Source organism: Ruegeria sp. CH10 (genome assembly GCF_056537125.1).
Map to the genome: position 1 here is coordinate 537836 of NZ_JBQFQY010000003.1, position 14549 is coordinate 552384.

General features: G+C 60.1%; 11 protein-coding genes. 6 read left to right on the top strand and 5 right to left on the bottom strand.

Annotated features, from left to right (window positions below):
• Positions 1 to 240: 240 nt before the first annotated feature.
• Genes ACRZ94_RS12875 through ACRZ94_RS12890 form a run of 4 tightly spaced genes read right to left on the bottom strand, consistent with a single transcriptional unit; the run spans position 241 to position 7821 of the window.
• Positions 241 to 1554, bottom strand: a complete 1314-nt coding sequence (locus ACRZ94_RS12875) for an aspartate aminotransferase family protein (protein WP_480797506.1) — start codon at positions 1552 to 1554, stop codon at positions 241 to 243.
• Positions 1551 to 3929 (bottom strand): GcvT family protein, encoded by a 2379-nt coding sequence (locus tag ACRZ94_RS12880; RefSeq protein WP_480797507.1) that lies wholly within the window; start codon positions 3927 to 3929, stop codon positions 1551 to 1553. The genes ACRZ94_RS12875 and ACRZ94_RS12880 overlap by 4 nt, the downstream gene beginning before the upstream one ends.
• Entirely contained in the window at positions 3926 to 6292 is a 2367-nt protein-coding gene (locus tag ACRZ94_RS12885) for a GcvT family protein (protein WP_480797508.1), read from the bottom strand. Before ACRZ94_RS12885 ends, ACRZ94_RS12880 begins: the two co-directional genes overlap by 4 nt.
• Positions 6292 to 7821 (bottom strand): trimethylamine methyltransferase family protein, encoded by a 1530-nt coding sequence (locus ACRZ94_RS12890; RefSeq protein ID WP_480653907.1) that lies wholly within the window; start codon positions 7819 to 7821, stop codon positions 6292 to 6294. The genes ACRZ94_RS12885 and ACRZ94_RS12890 overlap by 1 nt, the downstream gene beginning before the upstream one ends.
• 79 nt (positions 7822 to 7900) lie before the next feature.
• On the opposite strand from ACRZ94_RS12890, the gene ACRZ94_RS12895 reads away from it, so the two are divergent.
• Together ACRZ94_RS12895 and ACRZ94_RS12900 are read left to right on the top strand one after the other, a co-directional pair.
• Positions 7901 to 8866, top strand: coding sequence for a LysR family transcriptional regulator (locus ACRZ94_RS12895; RefSeq protein WP_480653909.1), 966 nt, complete (start codon positions 7901 to 7903; stop codon positions 8864 to 8866).
• Between the two features lie 480 nt (positions 8867 to 9346).
• The gene (locus ACRZ94_RS12900) at positions 9347 to 10216 is read left to right on the top strand and encodes a DMT family transporter (protein WP_480653911.1); all 870 of its coding nucleotides are present in this window, start codon (positions 9347 to 9349) and stop codon (positions 10214 to 10216) included.
• Here ACRZ94_RS12900 and ACRZ94_RS12905 read toward each other — a convergent pair.
• Positions 10201 to 11007 (bottom strand): putative rhamnosyl transferase, encoded by an 807-nt coding sequence (locus ACRZ94_RS12905; protein WP_480653913.1) that lies wholly within the window; start codon positions 11005 to 11007, stop codon positions 10201 to 10203. The two genes, ACRZ94_RS12900 and ACRZ94_RS12905, sit on opposite strands and share 16 nt — an antisense overlap.
• A 397-nt stretch (positions 11008 to 11404) precedes the next feature.
• Between ACRZ94_RS12905 and rpsL the strand changes: the two genes are divergently transcribed.
• From rpsL to ACRZ94_RS12925, 4 genes are all read left to right on the top strand, one after another.
• A complete protein-coding gene (rpsL, locus tag ACRZ94_RS12910; protein ID WP_005621086.1) occupies positions 11405 to 11776 on the top strand; it encodes a 30S ribosomal protein S12 in 372 nt (123 codons plus the stop codon).
• Positions 11777 to 11791: 15 nt separating this feature from the next.
• Entirely contained in the window at positions 11792 to 12262 is a 471-nt protein-coding gene (rpsG, locus tag ACRZ94_RS12915; protein ID WP_008756926.1) for a 30S ribosomal protein S7, read from the top strand.
• An 18-nt stretch (positions 12263 to 12280) separates the two neighbouring features.
• The gene (gene fusA, locus ACRZ94_RS12920) at positions 12281 to 14398 is read left to right on the top strand and encodes an elongation factor G (protein ID WP_480797509.1); all 2118 of its coding nucleotides are present in this window, start codon (positions 12281 to 12283) and stop codon (positions 14396 to 14398) included.
• A gap of 60 nt (positions 14399 to 14458) precedes the next feature.
• A partial coding sequence (locus tag ACRZ94_RS12925; RefSeq protein ID WP_215675807.1) for a GTP-binding protein occupies positions 14459 to 14549 on the top strand: 91 nt, incomplete at its 3' end.

Genomic DNA, 14549 nt, shown 5'->3' on the forward strand with positions numbered 1-14549 from the left:
AATCCAGATCACACCTACAGCCGCTCCGCAGTAGCGGTTCGGAATGAGCCCAACCCGGTTCCGCAAACTCTAGCGGCTCGCGCACAAAGGACCAAAATCGCTGCATCTGCACGCTTCGCAACGCTGCGATGTGACGGGGATAACGGTCATTGATGCGCAAAGCCGCGAAGATTGGTGCCACAACTTACAGGGCGCGTACAAACTCTGTTTCGTTGGGGCGCGCAAATGTCTGCATGCCTGCTAATTTGCGGCATCTGACAATGCCGTATCAAGGCTTTTTGAAACTTGATCCACGTCTTTCGTAGTCAGGCACAGAGGCGGCACCATACGCAGGCATTGCTGGAAGGGGCCGGATTTCGACAGAATGACACTTTGGGAGCGGCAGGCCTCAAACACCTCAGTGGTCATGTCCTTATCCGGCTCTTTGCTGTCACGATCCTTGACGAATTCGATGGCCAGCATCAGGCCCTTGCCGCGTACATCGCCGATGGCTTTGTGCTTGTCCTTGAGGTCATGCAGGCGCTCCAGCAGCATGCTGCCGACTTTGGCTGCGTTCTCTTGCAGTCCTTCATCCTTCATTACGGTCAGCACAGCGCGCGCCGCGGCGGCCGAAGTGGGGTTGGCCCCGTAGGTGTGGAACATAAATTTCTCGGCCATCGGCTCGGCGATGTGCTTCTTGGCGACAACCGCACCGATGGGGAAGCCATTACCCAAACCTTTGGCCAGGACGACGATATCAGGCACCACGCCATCAGCCTCGAATCCCCAGAAATGCGCGCCGGTGCGGCCAAAGCCCGATTGCACCTCGTCGGCAATATAAAGCCCGCCTGCCGCGCGCACCTTCTCGGCCGCGCCGGACATGTAGCCCTTGGGCATTTCGATGATGCCGCCATAGCCCTGCACGCTTTCAACGAACATGCCTGCGACCTTGCCGGAGGTCGCCGTGTTGATGGTGTGGTCGATCTCATCGAGGTAGGGCTGTGTACCGGGGCCAAAGATGCCGCGGTATTGGTTGGGTTCGGGCACGAAGGCCACGTTGCCGGGCATGCCGGGGTGACGCCAGCCCGAGATGCCGGTGATCGACTGCGCCGCAGCCGTTGGTCCGTGATAGGCGGTGCGCAGAGCCAGCAGATCAAGGTTGCCCGTATAGGTCCGCGCCATCGTCATCGCCAGATCAATCGCCTCGGATCCTGAATTGGTCAGATGCACCACCCAGTCATGACCTTTGGGCATGGTCGCGGCCAGTTCTTCGGCCAGATGGGCCGGAGTGGGGTGGTAGAACATGGTCGTGCAATGGGTGAGTTCTTGAGCCTGCGCCGTCGCAGCCGCCACCACGCGCGGGTGCGAATGGCCGACCGAGATGCAGACATTCATGCCCAGAAGATCGGTATATTTGCGCCCATCCGTATCCCACAGATACTGCCCCCGTCCTTTCTGGAACACGATCGGTTTGCGGAAAGGAGTAAAGCGGGTCAGCGAGGCGGCGTAATACTGGTCGCGCCGCGCGGCGGTGTTCGAGAAATCCCAGTCGGTGTGGAGGGGGTGATCGGTCATGTGCGTGCTCCGGCTGTCAGTCGTGAGTTGCTTGGATCAAAGGGGGCTTCGGGCAAAATGGTTGCGGTGCGATGCTGGCCGAGGATCGAGATCGTCAGCCCGTCGCGCGCGGTTGCATCGCGCAGATAGGCCAACGCCAGCACCTTGCCTGTGCGGTGGCCATAGGCGCCCGAGGTGACGATGCCCACCGGCTGGCCGTCGCGCCAAATGGTATGGGCGTAGAAGGGATCAACCTCGCCTGCCTCAACCTCCAACAATACCATGTCCCAGGCGTTCTCGCGGGCCAGCTCCGCACGCAGGTCTTTACGAACGAAAGGCGTCAATCCGGCCTCAAGGGGGCTGCGCTCGGTGGTCAGGTCGCTGCCCCACCCGCGATAACCCTTTTCCAACCGCATCGAATTGGCGGCGTAGGCCCCATAGAAGCCAAGGCCATGGGGTTTGGCTACCTCTTCAAGCTTGATGAAGAGCGCGACGGCCTGGTCGCGCGCTACATGCAGCTCCCAGCCGCATTCCCCCAGATAGGAAACCCGCAGGGCACGCACGGGGATGCCGGCAATTTCGGTTTTCTCGGCAGTGAGCCAGGGCATGGCGGCAAGCTTGGGCAACACCTCGGGCGATTTCGGCCCCATGACGCCGATCACCGCCAGGTCTTCGCAACGGTTGGTGACGGTCACATCGAATGCCGCGGCGACCTTGGTCAGCTGGTCCAGGTCGATTTCCTCGGCTGCCGCCGCTGAGGTCAGATAGGCGTGATCCTCGGCCAGTCGGGTGGCGGTGAATTCCGACAGAACCCCACCCGTCGGTGTCAGAACATGGGTCAACCCGATACGCCCCGGTTTCACGGCGCGGTTGGCACCGAGCGCCTCAAGAAACGCCGCCACATCCGGCCCCGTGACATCGAATTTCGAGAAGACCGATAGGTCGGAAATGGCCACGCGGTTGGTGGCGGCGTCAACCTCGGCGGCCACGGCATCGAACCAATTTGCCCGGCGGAAAGTCTCATCGGCTACGGCACCGGGCATATCGGTGAACCAGTTGGGCCGTTCCCAGCCATGGGCTGCCCCCATCACTGCGCCGCGCTCTGCCATCAGGTCGTGCAGAGGCGAAACGCGTAGGCCGCGCCCGGCCGGGCGTTCTTCGTGCGGGTAATGAACACCGAATTGCAGGCCGAAACATTCAATGGCCTTGGCCACGCGGTACTCGCGATCCGCCCACGACCCAAACCGGCGGCTATCCACCGCGAGTGCATCCATCGGCGGCGCGCCATGTGTCATCCAGTGGGCCAGGAACCAGCCTGCGCCGCCGCCCTCCATCACCCCCATGGACGAGCCTGTCAGCAGCCACGCGTTGTCCAACCCATGGGCCGGGCCGATCAGCGGGTTGGCGTCGGGCGTAAAGGTGATCGGGCCATTGATAACCGTTTTCACCCCGCCGGTTTCCAGCGATGGGATACGTTCCATAGCGGCCATGATGATATGCTCGACCCGGTCCAGATCGGGCGGCATAAGATCCGCGCCGAACTCGGGCGGTACGCCATCGACAGACCAGACCTGCGCCTCTTTCTCATAGGGGCCAAGGATCAAGCCATCGCGCTCCTGCCGCACATACCAGCTTTCCTCGGGGTCGCGGATGATGGGCAATTCCGGCAGGCCTTGCGCGATCCGGTCTTTGACCGCCTTTACGGTATCGGTAACCAGATACTGATGCAGCACCGGGACAGAGGGGATGTTCAGGCCCATCATATGCCCGATCTCCCACCCCCAAGTGCCCGCCGCGTTCACCACATGCACGGTTTTCACGGCGCCTTTAGGCGTATCGATCACCCAATGCGCCCCTGCGCGGCGGATCGCGGTTACGGGGTAATTGCGCCAGATCTGCGCGCCACCATTGCGGGCAACTTCGGCCATCGCCTGTGTTGCAAGCGTTGGGTCGACGTGACCATCATCCGGTTCATAGATGCCGCCGATCATCCCGTCGAGTTTTGCCAATGGGTGCAGTTCGGCAATACGCTCGGGTGTCAGGACCTCTAGCGGATAGCCGGTAAAATCCGACAGTCCCGCCACGTGGCGGAACTCATCCATGCGATCCGGGTTTCGCGTTATCCGCATTGCGCCCGAGCGGTGGAATCCGCAATCCCGCCCTGTCTCTTCCGGCAGGATATCGCGGTAGAGGCGCACCGAGGTGGCACGCAGTTCCTGAATGGTTGGGTTATGCGCGAAATGGGTGCATAGCCCCGCCGCGTGCCAGGTCGAGCCGTGGGTCAGGTCGTTTTTCTCGACCAGCAGTACATCGGACCAACCGGCCTTGATCAGATGATACATAAGCGACACGCCCATCGCGCCGCCTCCGATGATGACAACCTGGCATCTGGTCATGCGCGCATCCTTTCGCCTGAGGGGTCAAAGGGCGGACGACGCAGCGGCTCTGCGCTGTAGTCCTGCCCGGCGACCCGGATCGTGAATTTCCTCTCGCAGGTCTGGCTGAGCGTCTCGCCCGGCGCGACTGCGATCAAGGCAAAGCAGAGGTTCAACCCCGTGCGCGGCCCTCGCCCGCCCGAGGTGGTCAACCCCACATGGCAGTCGCCTTCGAAAACAGGTTCGTCATGCAGCATCAGGGCCTCGCCTACGACGTTCAGCAACACCAGACGTTGCGAGACGCCTTCAGCCTTTTGATGTTCCAGCGCCGCCCTGCCCGCGAAATCCTTGGACCAGTCGATGGTGAAACCAAGCCCGGCCTCCAGCGGCGTGATCTCTGGCCCCAGCTCATGCCCCCAGTGTTTGAAACCCTTTTCCAGACGACAGGCATCGAGCGCATAGTGTCCAAGGGGTTTCGCACCCGCGCCAATCAGCGCATCGAACAGCGCCGGGGCGTCAGCATTGGCAACCGTAAGTTCCCAGCCAAGCTCGCCTACGAAACTGACGCGGGTGGCCCGGCAGGGAGTGCCGTCTAAGCGGGCCTCGGCAGCATGAGCGAACGCCATCTCAGGCAACTCGCCCAGACCTTGCAGCAACGCCCGGCTGCCCGCGCCCATGACGCCAATGGTGCAGAAATCCTCGGTCACGTCGCGGATGGATACATCGCCCGTCAGGTAGCGGCGCAGGTAGGCGAGATCGCGGGCGCGGGTGGCGGCGCCCGAGGTCAGATGGAATGCTTCTGCCCCCAGCCGCGTCACGCTTACATCCATCTCGATCCCGCCGCGCGTATTGACGATCTGGGTGTAAACCACACGGCCCTCAGGCACATCCATCTGCGCCGTGGTCAGGTGGTTGAGAGCCGCCAGCGCACCGGGACCGGTGATGTCGAGCTTGGTGAAGGGCGAAAGCTCGATCAACGCCGTACCCTGATCCATCACCGCCGCTTCGGCCCGTGCCAGCGGCCACCAGCCCTGCGCGCCAACGGAGTAATCCTGCGCTGCGCCATAGTAAAGGCCGCGTTCCCACCCGGCGGTGAGGCCGAAATGTGCGCCATGCGCGGCCCAGTGGTTGTGCAAAGCGGTTTTGCGCAGCCCGCGCCCGGATTTGGGTTGCCTATAGGGCCAGTGCAGGTTGAAGAGGTCGGCGACAGCCTCCTGCATCCTCGTGGCCATGTGTTCGGGCGTCGCGGTGGCGGGGTCGACGCGGGCGATATCGACCTCCCACATATCCATCGGGGGGATACCATCAACCATCCAATCAGCCAGCGCGCGGCCGATCCCGGCCGAGGACATCACACCGACCGAGTTCATGCCAGCGGCCACAAACAGTCCGTCAATCTCGGTCTCACCCACCAAGGGCCGCGTGTCGGCGGTAAAGCTTTCCGGCCCGTTCATGAAGTGCTGAATGCCCGTGGTTTCCAGCGCCGGGCACAGCTCCAGCGCGGCTTGCATGAAGGGGGCGAATTGGTCCCAATCTTCGGCCATTTCAAGGAAGGGGCGGTCACCCTCGGGGCCATAAGCGTCCCAGCATTTGGCGTTGGGCTCAAAGCCGCCAATCACCAGTTTTCCCGCGTCGCCCTTGACATAAATACCCCTATCCAGATCGCGGATCACCGGGAATGGATTGGGCAGATCGGGCATAGGTTCGGTCACGACATACATATGCTCGACTGCCTGCAAAGGCAGTGCCACGCCGACACTGGCGGCCAACTCGCGCGACCACGCGCCGGTCGCGATGACCACCTGATCGGCGTTCAATTCGGTGCCATCTGCAAGGGTAACGCCGACGATGCGCCCGCCCGTTTTGCGCAGCGTCTGAACGCCCGTATTCTCGCGGATCACCACCCCGCGATCCCGCGCGCCCCTGGCATAGGCCATGCACAGATCGACCGGGTTCACATTCGCATCTTCGGGCACAAAAAGCGCGCCTACATGGCTGCTCGGATCCAGCAGAGGCACAGGCACATCCGAGGCGTCGACCATCTGCGGGGTCAAACCCTGCGTTTGTCCCAGATCCGCGATGCGGTGCAACTCGTCCAGACGCGCAGGATCTCGCGCCAACCAATAGCCGCCCGTCCGACGGTATCCGGTGGACATGCCGGTTTCGGCCTCAAGGGCTGGGAACACCTCCAACGCGGCAGAGGCCAACCGGGTCATGTTCGGGGTCGCCCTCAGCGGACCTACGATTCCAGCCGCGTGCCATGAGGTGCCCGAGGTCAGCTGATTGCGTTCCAGAACGGTAACATCATCTGCGCCGCGCCTGGCCAGATGATAAGCCACGCTCAGCCCGATGACGCCGCCGCCGATGATGAGGGTCCGCGGCATCAGAAATAGTCCCGATCCGGCTGTTCCGCCTTGCGCATCGCGATGTAGTCCTGCAGGGCCGCGTCAATCTCAGGATCGAGGCCGGGGTCTTCGTACCCCGCCAACCGCTCTTTCCAGATCGCATTCGCCCGCATTGCGGCGTCCTTTTCACCGGCGGCCTGCCATTGTTCGAATGAATTGTCATCCGGCGTCCACGGGCGGAACAGGGCCGACATGAAATTGGCCTGCGTGTGTTCTGACCCCAGAAAATGCTGCCCCGGACCGGTTGCGGCGATGGCCTCCATCGCCTGGGCGTTCTCACTCATGTCGATGCCGTCGAAGAACCGACCGATCTTGCCGCAGAGATCGTGATCAATGATCGTTTTCTCGAACGAGGTCACAAGACCGCCTTCCAGCCAGCCCGTTGCGTGATTTATCAGATTGGCCCCGGCGAACATCGACATCATCAGGCCCCACGCCGCCTCTTGCTGACTTTGCGCATCGGGCAGTTTCGACGCGCTGAGCGTGCCCACAGTGTGCAGCGGCACCCCCAGCCTGCGGGCGAGCTGGCCAGCAGCCAACACCATCAACCCGGCTTCGGGCGTGCCAAAGGTAGGCGCGCCGGATTTCATCGACATGGTCGAGGCAAAGCTGCCCATCAGACAAGGCGCGCCGGGGTTCACCAACTGGGTCAGTGTCATGGCCGCCAGGGTTTCCGCCAGCACCTGTGCCAAAGTGCCGGCAACAGTTGAGGGCGACATCGCCCCGGTCAGAACCCATGGGGTGCAGGCCACCGGCTGTCCCGCTCGGGCATAGGTCTTGAGCGCGCCGGACATATGGCTGTCCATCACCAGCGGTGCGTTCGTGTTCGAGACACAGTAGAGCACGGCGTTTTCGGCCACGAACTCCTCTCCGAATACAATCCGCGCCATGTCGATGGCGTGACCCGCGCGTTCTGCTCCGATGAAGGCCCCCATAAAGGCCCGGTCAGAATGGCGGATATGGCCGTACAGCATGTCCAGATGGCGTTTGTTCGCAGGCAGGTCCACCGGCTCGCACACGACACCGCCGGAGTGGTGCAACCAGGGCAGTGTATGATGCAGCTTGACCAGATCTATGAAGTCCTCATGAGATGCATAGCGCCGCCCCCGGTCCAGATCATGCACGAAGGGAGGGCCCCATGAGGGGCAAAGAACGCTGGCATCGCCGCCAAGCTGGACGTTGTTGGCCGGATTGCGCGCGTGCTGTGTAAACTGAGTGGGGGCGGTGGCAGTAATGGTCTTGCGGCAAAAACCGGGGGAGAAACGCACGCGGGTGCCGTCTATATCGCAACCGGCATCTGCAAAAATCTGCAGGATCTCGGGGTCGTCCTGAAACTCCATCCCCGTCTCGGACAGGATGGAATCGGCATTGGCCTCGATCTGCTCCAGCCCCGCCTCGCCAAGCACATTGAAGGTTGAAAGCCTGCGCAGGATGAACGGCGTGCGCGGCTCCTGCGCTCCAAGATGATTGGCAGATTTGCGTCGGCGAGATGTGCGTTGGCGTGTCATGCCGGAACTCTTGACCAGCGCTTGACACAAACCAAGAAAATACGATCAGTATAAATTATTCTTATACTAAGGATGCGTTATGCTGGATCGCCGGAAACTGTCACCAAGCCTGATGCGCTCGCTTGAAGTCTTCGTTGCAGTTGCTGAGACAGGACAGATGCGGGCCGGTGCAAAACTTCTTAACCTTTCACAACCCGCAGCTTCGCAACACATCACAGCGCTTGAGAAGGCCTTCGATACCACTTTGCTGGATCGCAGCACCCGCCCGGCGCGATTGACTTATGCGGGTACGCGCCTGCATGGCAAAGCCCAGAAAATTCTGCATGCCATGTCGGATATGGAAACCGAATTGCGCCATGTTGGTCAGAACCGCTTGACCCTTCTGCGTGTCAGCATGCAAGCGTCAATCGCAACAACACTGACACCAGCTTTGATTGATCTTGCACAGCAGGACTTCCAGATCGAAGACATCACGCTGCACGCCGGTCAAAGTGGAAATCACGAACACCTCTTGCGTACCAAACAAGCAGATCTGGCGATCACCTCGAACCCGTTCCTTGATATGGATGGGTTGGAGCGTCACCAGGTGCTGAGCGAACGATACCTGCTGGTGCTTCCTGAGACCTATGATGGTCCAACAGACACTCTTGAGGTGATTCAATCGCAGCTGCCGCTTGTGCGGTTCGGAGACACAACAAACGCAGGACGCCAGATTGCTCAACACCTGCGTCGACTCAGGTTCGAACCTGACAGAGTCATTCAGGCAGATCGCTCAAGTATGGTCACATCCTGTGTGTCTGCCGGTCAGGGGTTCAGCCTGCTGACGCCGACGCTGCTGATTGATGGGCTGGTGGAAAACATGAGGCTCAGGCTGTTGAACCTCCCCGTTTCCGGCCTCTCCCGGACTTTGACAGTGGTTGCCAGAAAAGGCGAGTTGCAGGATCTACCAAAGGTGTTTGCCGAGACGTCTGGCAGAATACTACTCCAACAAATCGCACAGCAGATGGGTGACATCGCCAAGTTGAACGTGGACCGTCGCAGGTGACACTGATAAAACAGCTCAATCATAACCCCCATCGCAACAGTCTCTGCAGCGCAAAAGAGCCGATGCCACAAACGCAAACAAATGCCGCGTTAGCCAAAGTTCGAAATCGATTGACGGCAAAGTCCCGCGTCTGGTTTTTCGAAATAGGTTGTGGCGAAAGCTCGGTTTCGACTTGGGTCAAATCTCAACAAACAAACGTCCGGTCTGGCGCCATCGGCTCCACTGCAGCGTGAATTGTGCCACACCTGCGAGCAAATGCTGCGTCAGCAATAGCCGCGTGAGTAAAAGACGGCTCTGACCGCAAAGCCAACCTTTTGTGATGCCTGAGCAGCTCAGCCTCACACGCATTAGGCGGTCGGGTTTAGGCCGTAGGTTGGTTGTGTTTACCGGCTGACCGAATCCAACGAAAGGGGCAGTTGACAAAATCACTGTGCGCTCTGTCTATGGGTTGAGCTTTAGATAGTCCTGGAAGCCGCCACTATGACCCCAAACGTAAAAGGTGCGCTGTTGATGATGGGCAGCATGGCGGGTTTTACCATCAATGATACGTTGATCAAACTGGCCGGTGAGCAAGTGCCTCTGTTTCAGATGGTGGCCATGCGGGGGGTGGTGGCGACGGCTCTTGTCTATCTGATGGCGCGGTATCTTGGGGCGCTGCATCTGAATTTTCCGCATCATGACAAATGGCTGATCGCGGCGCGTTGCCTGGCCGAACTGGCGGCCACGTTCTTTTTCCTGACGGCACTTTTGCATATGCCGTTGGCCAATGTGACGGCGGTATTGCAGGCCTTGCCGCTGACCGTGACGCTTGGGGCGGTGCTGTTTTTCCGCGAACGGATCGGGTGGCGGCGGGTGCTGGCCATTGCGCTGGGGTTCATCGGGATGCTGCTGATCGTGCGACCGGGCCCTGACGGGTTCGATCTTTATGCGATTTATGCGCTGATTGCGGTCGCGTCCGTTACTGTCCGCGATCTGATCACGCGGCGGATGTCCGTCCATGTGCCTTCGCTGGCAGTGACCCTTGCGACTTCGCTGAGCATCACGCTGGCCGCCGCGATCGCCGCGTCTGTGTCGGGCTGGCAGCCGGTACCCCCTGCGGCCGGGGCCATGGTCGCCTGCGCGGCGGTATTCGTACTTGCGGGATATTTGTGCAGCGTCATGGTGATGCGCGTGGGCGAGGTCGGGTTTATTGCGCCGTTTCGCTATTCAAGCCTGATCTGGGCGTTGGCCCTGGGCTGGCTTGTGTTCGGCGACTGGCCGGATATCATCACTCTGCTGGGCGCGGGCCTGGTCGTCGGCGCCGGGCTGTTCACACTATTGCGTGAAAGACGGGCTCATGCGGGTGAATGAGCCCGCCGAACCGCATCCTGATCAATGGCAAAGCGCGCGATGAATTCGCCCTCAAGCTCGGGCGTCAGGGGGGAAAGCTCGGTTGCGCTGTTGCGCGCGTGCGGAGAGTCATTGAACTGGTTCAACGTCCGCACCCACATGGGCGCGTCGGGGTAGCTGACCGCCGGCATGAAGTTCCCGATCCGGTTGTGGGTGAAGTTCATGATCGTCAGCTCGCATCCCCCGCGCACATGCATGGCAAAGCCAATCCCCAGCAGGGACCGAAAGACGGGCGCCGCCTGAATGCCATCGGCCCCGAACCTGGCCAGAAACCCCTGATTGTAGTCGATGGCGACGGTCTTGTTGTTTTGCAGCAAGCTTTTGTTTTCATCTGCGGCAATGCGCAGGCGTTCGATGAAATCCACCGATACAGCGTCATCGTCGTCATGACGGAATTGAATGCACGGCGCATCCGGGTTGTCGCGTGCGGCGTTCAATACGTCTTTCATGACCCGGCGGTGGCGCATCGGACGGCGGGCGAGGATCTCAACCTGTTTCATACCTGCGGTCAGGTCGTGCAGCCGGTCAAGGGCGGGTTTGGGCAGGCATTCCCCGATGACAATCTTCAACTGGTAGTCTTCGTCCGTCTGTTCGCGCAGGCAGGGCAGGGTGGTGGTTTCGAACAGGCGGAACCGTTCCTCAAGCCGGGCGGGGTTGTACAGGTAAGCGCGTCGTTCCTCGATCGTGTCATGTTCGACCTGAAAGCCGCCATGGGCGGGGTAGGAAAAGCGGCACAGGCCGATGATTTGCATGGTTCATCCGTGGTTCAGACCGTCGCTGTGACTATGCCCGCGCGTCCCGAAAGCCGCAACGTGCATCGGGGGTGGAAACTGCAAGAACCGGCGCGTAGATAGGGGGCACAGGTGGCGTGACTTTCTGACAGGGGGTTACTGTTGACACTTGGCCCGACTCCCCCTATTACGCGCCCATCTCGGTACCGGGGGCCGCCCCAAAACCGATCTCAGTAATGGACTGGTCAAGACCCGGACAATTTTGCAGTTCGCGTCCTCTGATAACCAACCGCGACGTTCACCTCGGAATGGGAACGCTCGCGGGTTTTGCGCTTGTGGACGCATGAGTGCAGCAAAGTTTAACCGCACGCAATGCGCGTGCATGTCATGTGTGTTGCAAAACGGGGAAGAAACCGGAATGCCAACTATTCAACAGCTGATCCGCAAACCGCGGCAGCCCAAAGTCAAACGCTCGAAGTCCATGCACCTGGAGCAGTGCCCGCAGAAACGCGGCGTCTGCACCCGTGTGTATACCACCACACCGAAGAAACCGAACTCGGCTATGCGTAAGGTTGCCAAGGTGCGCCTGACCAACGGGTTCGAGGTCATCTCGTACATCCCCGGTGAAAGCCACAACCTGCAGGAACACTCGGTTGTTCTGATCCGTGGCGGCCGTGTGAAAGACCTTCCCGGTGTGCGTTACCACATCCTGCGCGGTGTTCTGGATACTCAGGGCGTCAAAGATCGTAAGCAACGCCGTTCGAAATACGGCGCGAAGCGTCCCAAGTAAGAAGGAGAGGCTGATATGTCACGTCGTCACGCCGCCGAAAAACGCGAAGTCCTGCCTGACGCCAAATTTGGCGACAAGGTACTGACCAAATTCATGAACAACCTGATGATCGACGGCAAGAAGTCGGTCGCAGAGCGCATCGTCTACAACGCCTTTGACCGCGTTGAAGGCAAGATCAAGCGCGCACCGGTCGAAGTGTTCCACGAAGCGCTCGACAACATCAAACCGTCGGTTGAGGTTCGCTCGCGCCGGGTTGGTGGTGCAACTTATCAGGTTCCGGTCGAAGTGCGCCCCGAGCGCCGCGAAGCACTGGCCATCCGCTGGCTGATCACTGCTGCGCGCGGCCGCAACGAAAACACCATGGAAGAACGCCTCGCCGGCGAACTGCTGGACGCTGTACAGTCCCGCGGTACCGCCGTGAAGAAGCGCGAAGACACCCACAAGATGGCCGAGGCGAACAAAGCCTTCAGCCACTACCGTTGGTAATTCAGAGGCTTATCAAAAATGGCACGCGAATATCCGCTCGAACTGTACCGTAACTTCGGTATCATGGCGCACATCGACGCAGGTAAGACCACCTGCTCGGAGCGTATCCTGTATTACACTGGTAAATCCCACAACATCGGTGAGGTGCACGATGGTGCAGCCACCATGGACTGGATGGAGCAGGAGCAGGAACGCGGCATCACCATCACCTCGGCTGCGACCACCACCTTCTGGGAACGCACCGAAGACGGTCAGACCGCCGATACCCCCAAGCACCGCCTGAACATCATCGACACCCCCGGCCACGTTGACTTCACCATCGAAGTCGAACGCTCGCTGGCGGTTCTCGACGGTGCCGTCTGCGTTCTGGACGCAAACGCCGGTGTTGAACCCCAGACCGAAACCGTGTGGCGTCAGGCTGACCGCTACAAGGTTCCGCGTATGGTTTTCGTCAACAAAATGGACAAGATCGGCGCAGACTTCTTCAACTGCGTTCGCATGATCGAAGACCGCACCGGCGCACGCGCTGTTCCGGTTGGTATTCCGATCGGCGCCGAGTCCGAGCTGGAAGGTCTGATCGACCTGGTCACCATGGAAGAGTGGCTGTGGCAGGGCGAAGATCTGGGCGCAAGCTGGATCAAAGCCCCCATCCGCGACAGCCTGAAAGACATGGCTGACGAATGGCGCGGCAAGATGATCGAAGCGGCCGTCGAAATGGACGACGACGCGATGATGGAATACCTGGAAGGCAATGAGCCCGACGTTCCGACCCTGCGCAAATTGCTGCGCAAAGGTACCCTGGACATCGCGTTTGTTCCGGTTCTGGGTGGTTCGGCGTTCAAGAACAAAGGCGTTCAGCCGCTGCTGAATGCTGTGATCGACTATCTGCCCAGCCCGCTGGACGTTGTTGATTACATGGGCTTCAAACCCGGCGACGAGGAAGAAGTTCGTGACATCGCCCGTCGTGCCGATGACGCGATGGCATTCTCGGGTCTGGCGTTCAAAATCATGAACGACCCCTTCGTTGGCTCGCTGACCTTCACCCGGATCTACTCGGGCACCATGAACAAGGGCGACTCGATCCTGAACTCGACCAAAGGTAAGAAAGAGCGCATCGGTCGTATGATGATGATGCACTCGAACAACCGGGAAGAGATCGAAGAAGCGTTTGCAGGCGACATCATCGCGCTGGCGGGTCTGAAAGACACCACCACCGGTGACACCCTGTGTGATGCGAAGGATCCGGTGGTTCTGGAAACCATGACCTTCCCCGATCCGGTGATCGAAATCGCGGTTGAGCCCAAAACCAAGGGCGACCAAGAGAAGATGTCCCAGGGTCTGGCCCGTCTGGCCGCCGAAGACCCGTCCTTCCGTGTGGAAACTGATCTGGAATCCGGTCAGACCATCATGAAAGGCATGGGCGAACTTCACCTGGACATCCTGGTTGACCGTCTGAAGCGCGAGTTCAAGGTTGAAGCGAACATTGGTGCACCGCAGGTGGCCTATCGTGAAACTATCTCGATGCCGGTCGAGCACACCTACACCCACAAGAAACAGTCGGGTGGTTCGGGTCAGTTCGCGGAAGTCAAGCTGGAGATCCAGCCGACCGAAGCGGGCGAAGGCTATTCGTTCGAGAGCCGCATCGTTGGTGGTGCCGTTCCGAAGGAATACATCCCCGGTGTTGAAAAAGGCATCAACTCGGTCATGGACAGCGGCCCGCTGGCTGGCTTCCCCGTGATCGACTTCAAGGTTGCCCTGCTGGACGGTAAGTTCCACGACGTTGACTCGAGCGTTCTGGCGTTCGAAATCGCATCGCGGATGTGTATGCGTGAAGGCATGCGCAAAGCTGGCGCGAAGCTGCTGGAACCGATCATGAAGGTCGAAGTGATCACCCCGGAAGAATACACCGGCGGTATCATCGGCGACCTGACCTCGCGTCGTGGCCAGGTGTCTGGTCAGGAGCCGCGCGGTAACGCCATCGCGATCGACGCATTCGTTCCGCTGGCGAACATGTTCGGCTACATCAACACCCTGCGTTCGATGTCGTCGGGCCGTGCCCAGTTCACCATGCAGTTCGATCACTACGATCCGGTTCCGCAGAACATCTCGGACGAGATCCAGGCGAAATACGCATAACCCAAAATTTGAGGGAGCTCCGGTCGGGGGCTCCCTTCATTACCGAAAAAGGAGGCCATCATGGCAAAGGAAAAGTTTGAGCGTACAAAACCGCACGTCAACATCGGCACGATTGGGCATGTTGACCACGGTAAAACGACGCTGACCGCAG

Coding starts and splice junctions, on each gene's coding strand:
- ACRZ94_RS12875 (WP_480797506.1), bottom strand. CDS start 1,554: ATGACCGATCACCCCCTCCACACCGACTGGGATTTCTCGAACACCGCC.
- ACRZ94_RS12880 (WP_480797507.1), bottom strand. CDS start 3,929: ATGACCAGATGCCAGGTTGTCATCATCGGAGGCGGCGCGATGGGCGTG.
- ACRZ94_RS12885 (WP_480797508.1), bottom strand. CDS start 6,292: ATGCCGCGGACCCTCATCATCGGCGGCGGCGTCATCGGGCTGAGCGTG.
- ACRZ94_RS12890 (WP_480653907.1), bottom strand. CDS start 7,821: ATGACACGCCAACGCACATCTCGCCGACGCAAATCTGCCAATCATCTT.
- ACRZ94_RS12895 (WP_480653909.1), top strand. CDS start 7,901: ATGCTGGATCGCCGGAAACTGTCACCAAGCCTGATGCGCTCGCTTGAA.
- ACRZ94_RS12900 (WP_480653911.1), top strand. CDS start 9,347: ATGACCCCAAACGTAAAAGGTGCGCTGTTGATGATGGGCAGCATGGCG.
- ACRZ94_RS12905 (WP_480653913.1), bottom strand. CDS start 11,007: ATGCAAATCATCGGCCTGTGCCGCTTTTCCTACCCCGCCCATGGCGGC.
- rpsL (WP_005621086.1), top strand. CDS start 11,405: ATGCCAACTATTCAACAGCTGATCCGCAAACCGCGGCAGCCCAAAGTC.
- rpsG (WP_008756926.1), top strand. CDS start 11,792: ATGTCACGTCGTCACGCCGCCGAAAAACGCGAAGTCCTGCCTGACGCC.
- fusA (WP_480797509.1), top strand. CDS start 12,281: ATGGCACGCGAATATCCGCTCGAACTGTACCGTAACTTCGGTATCATG.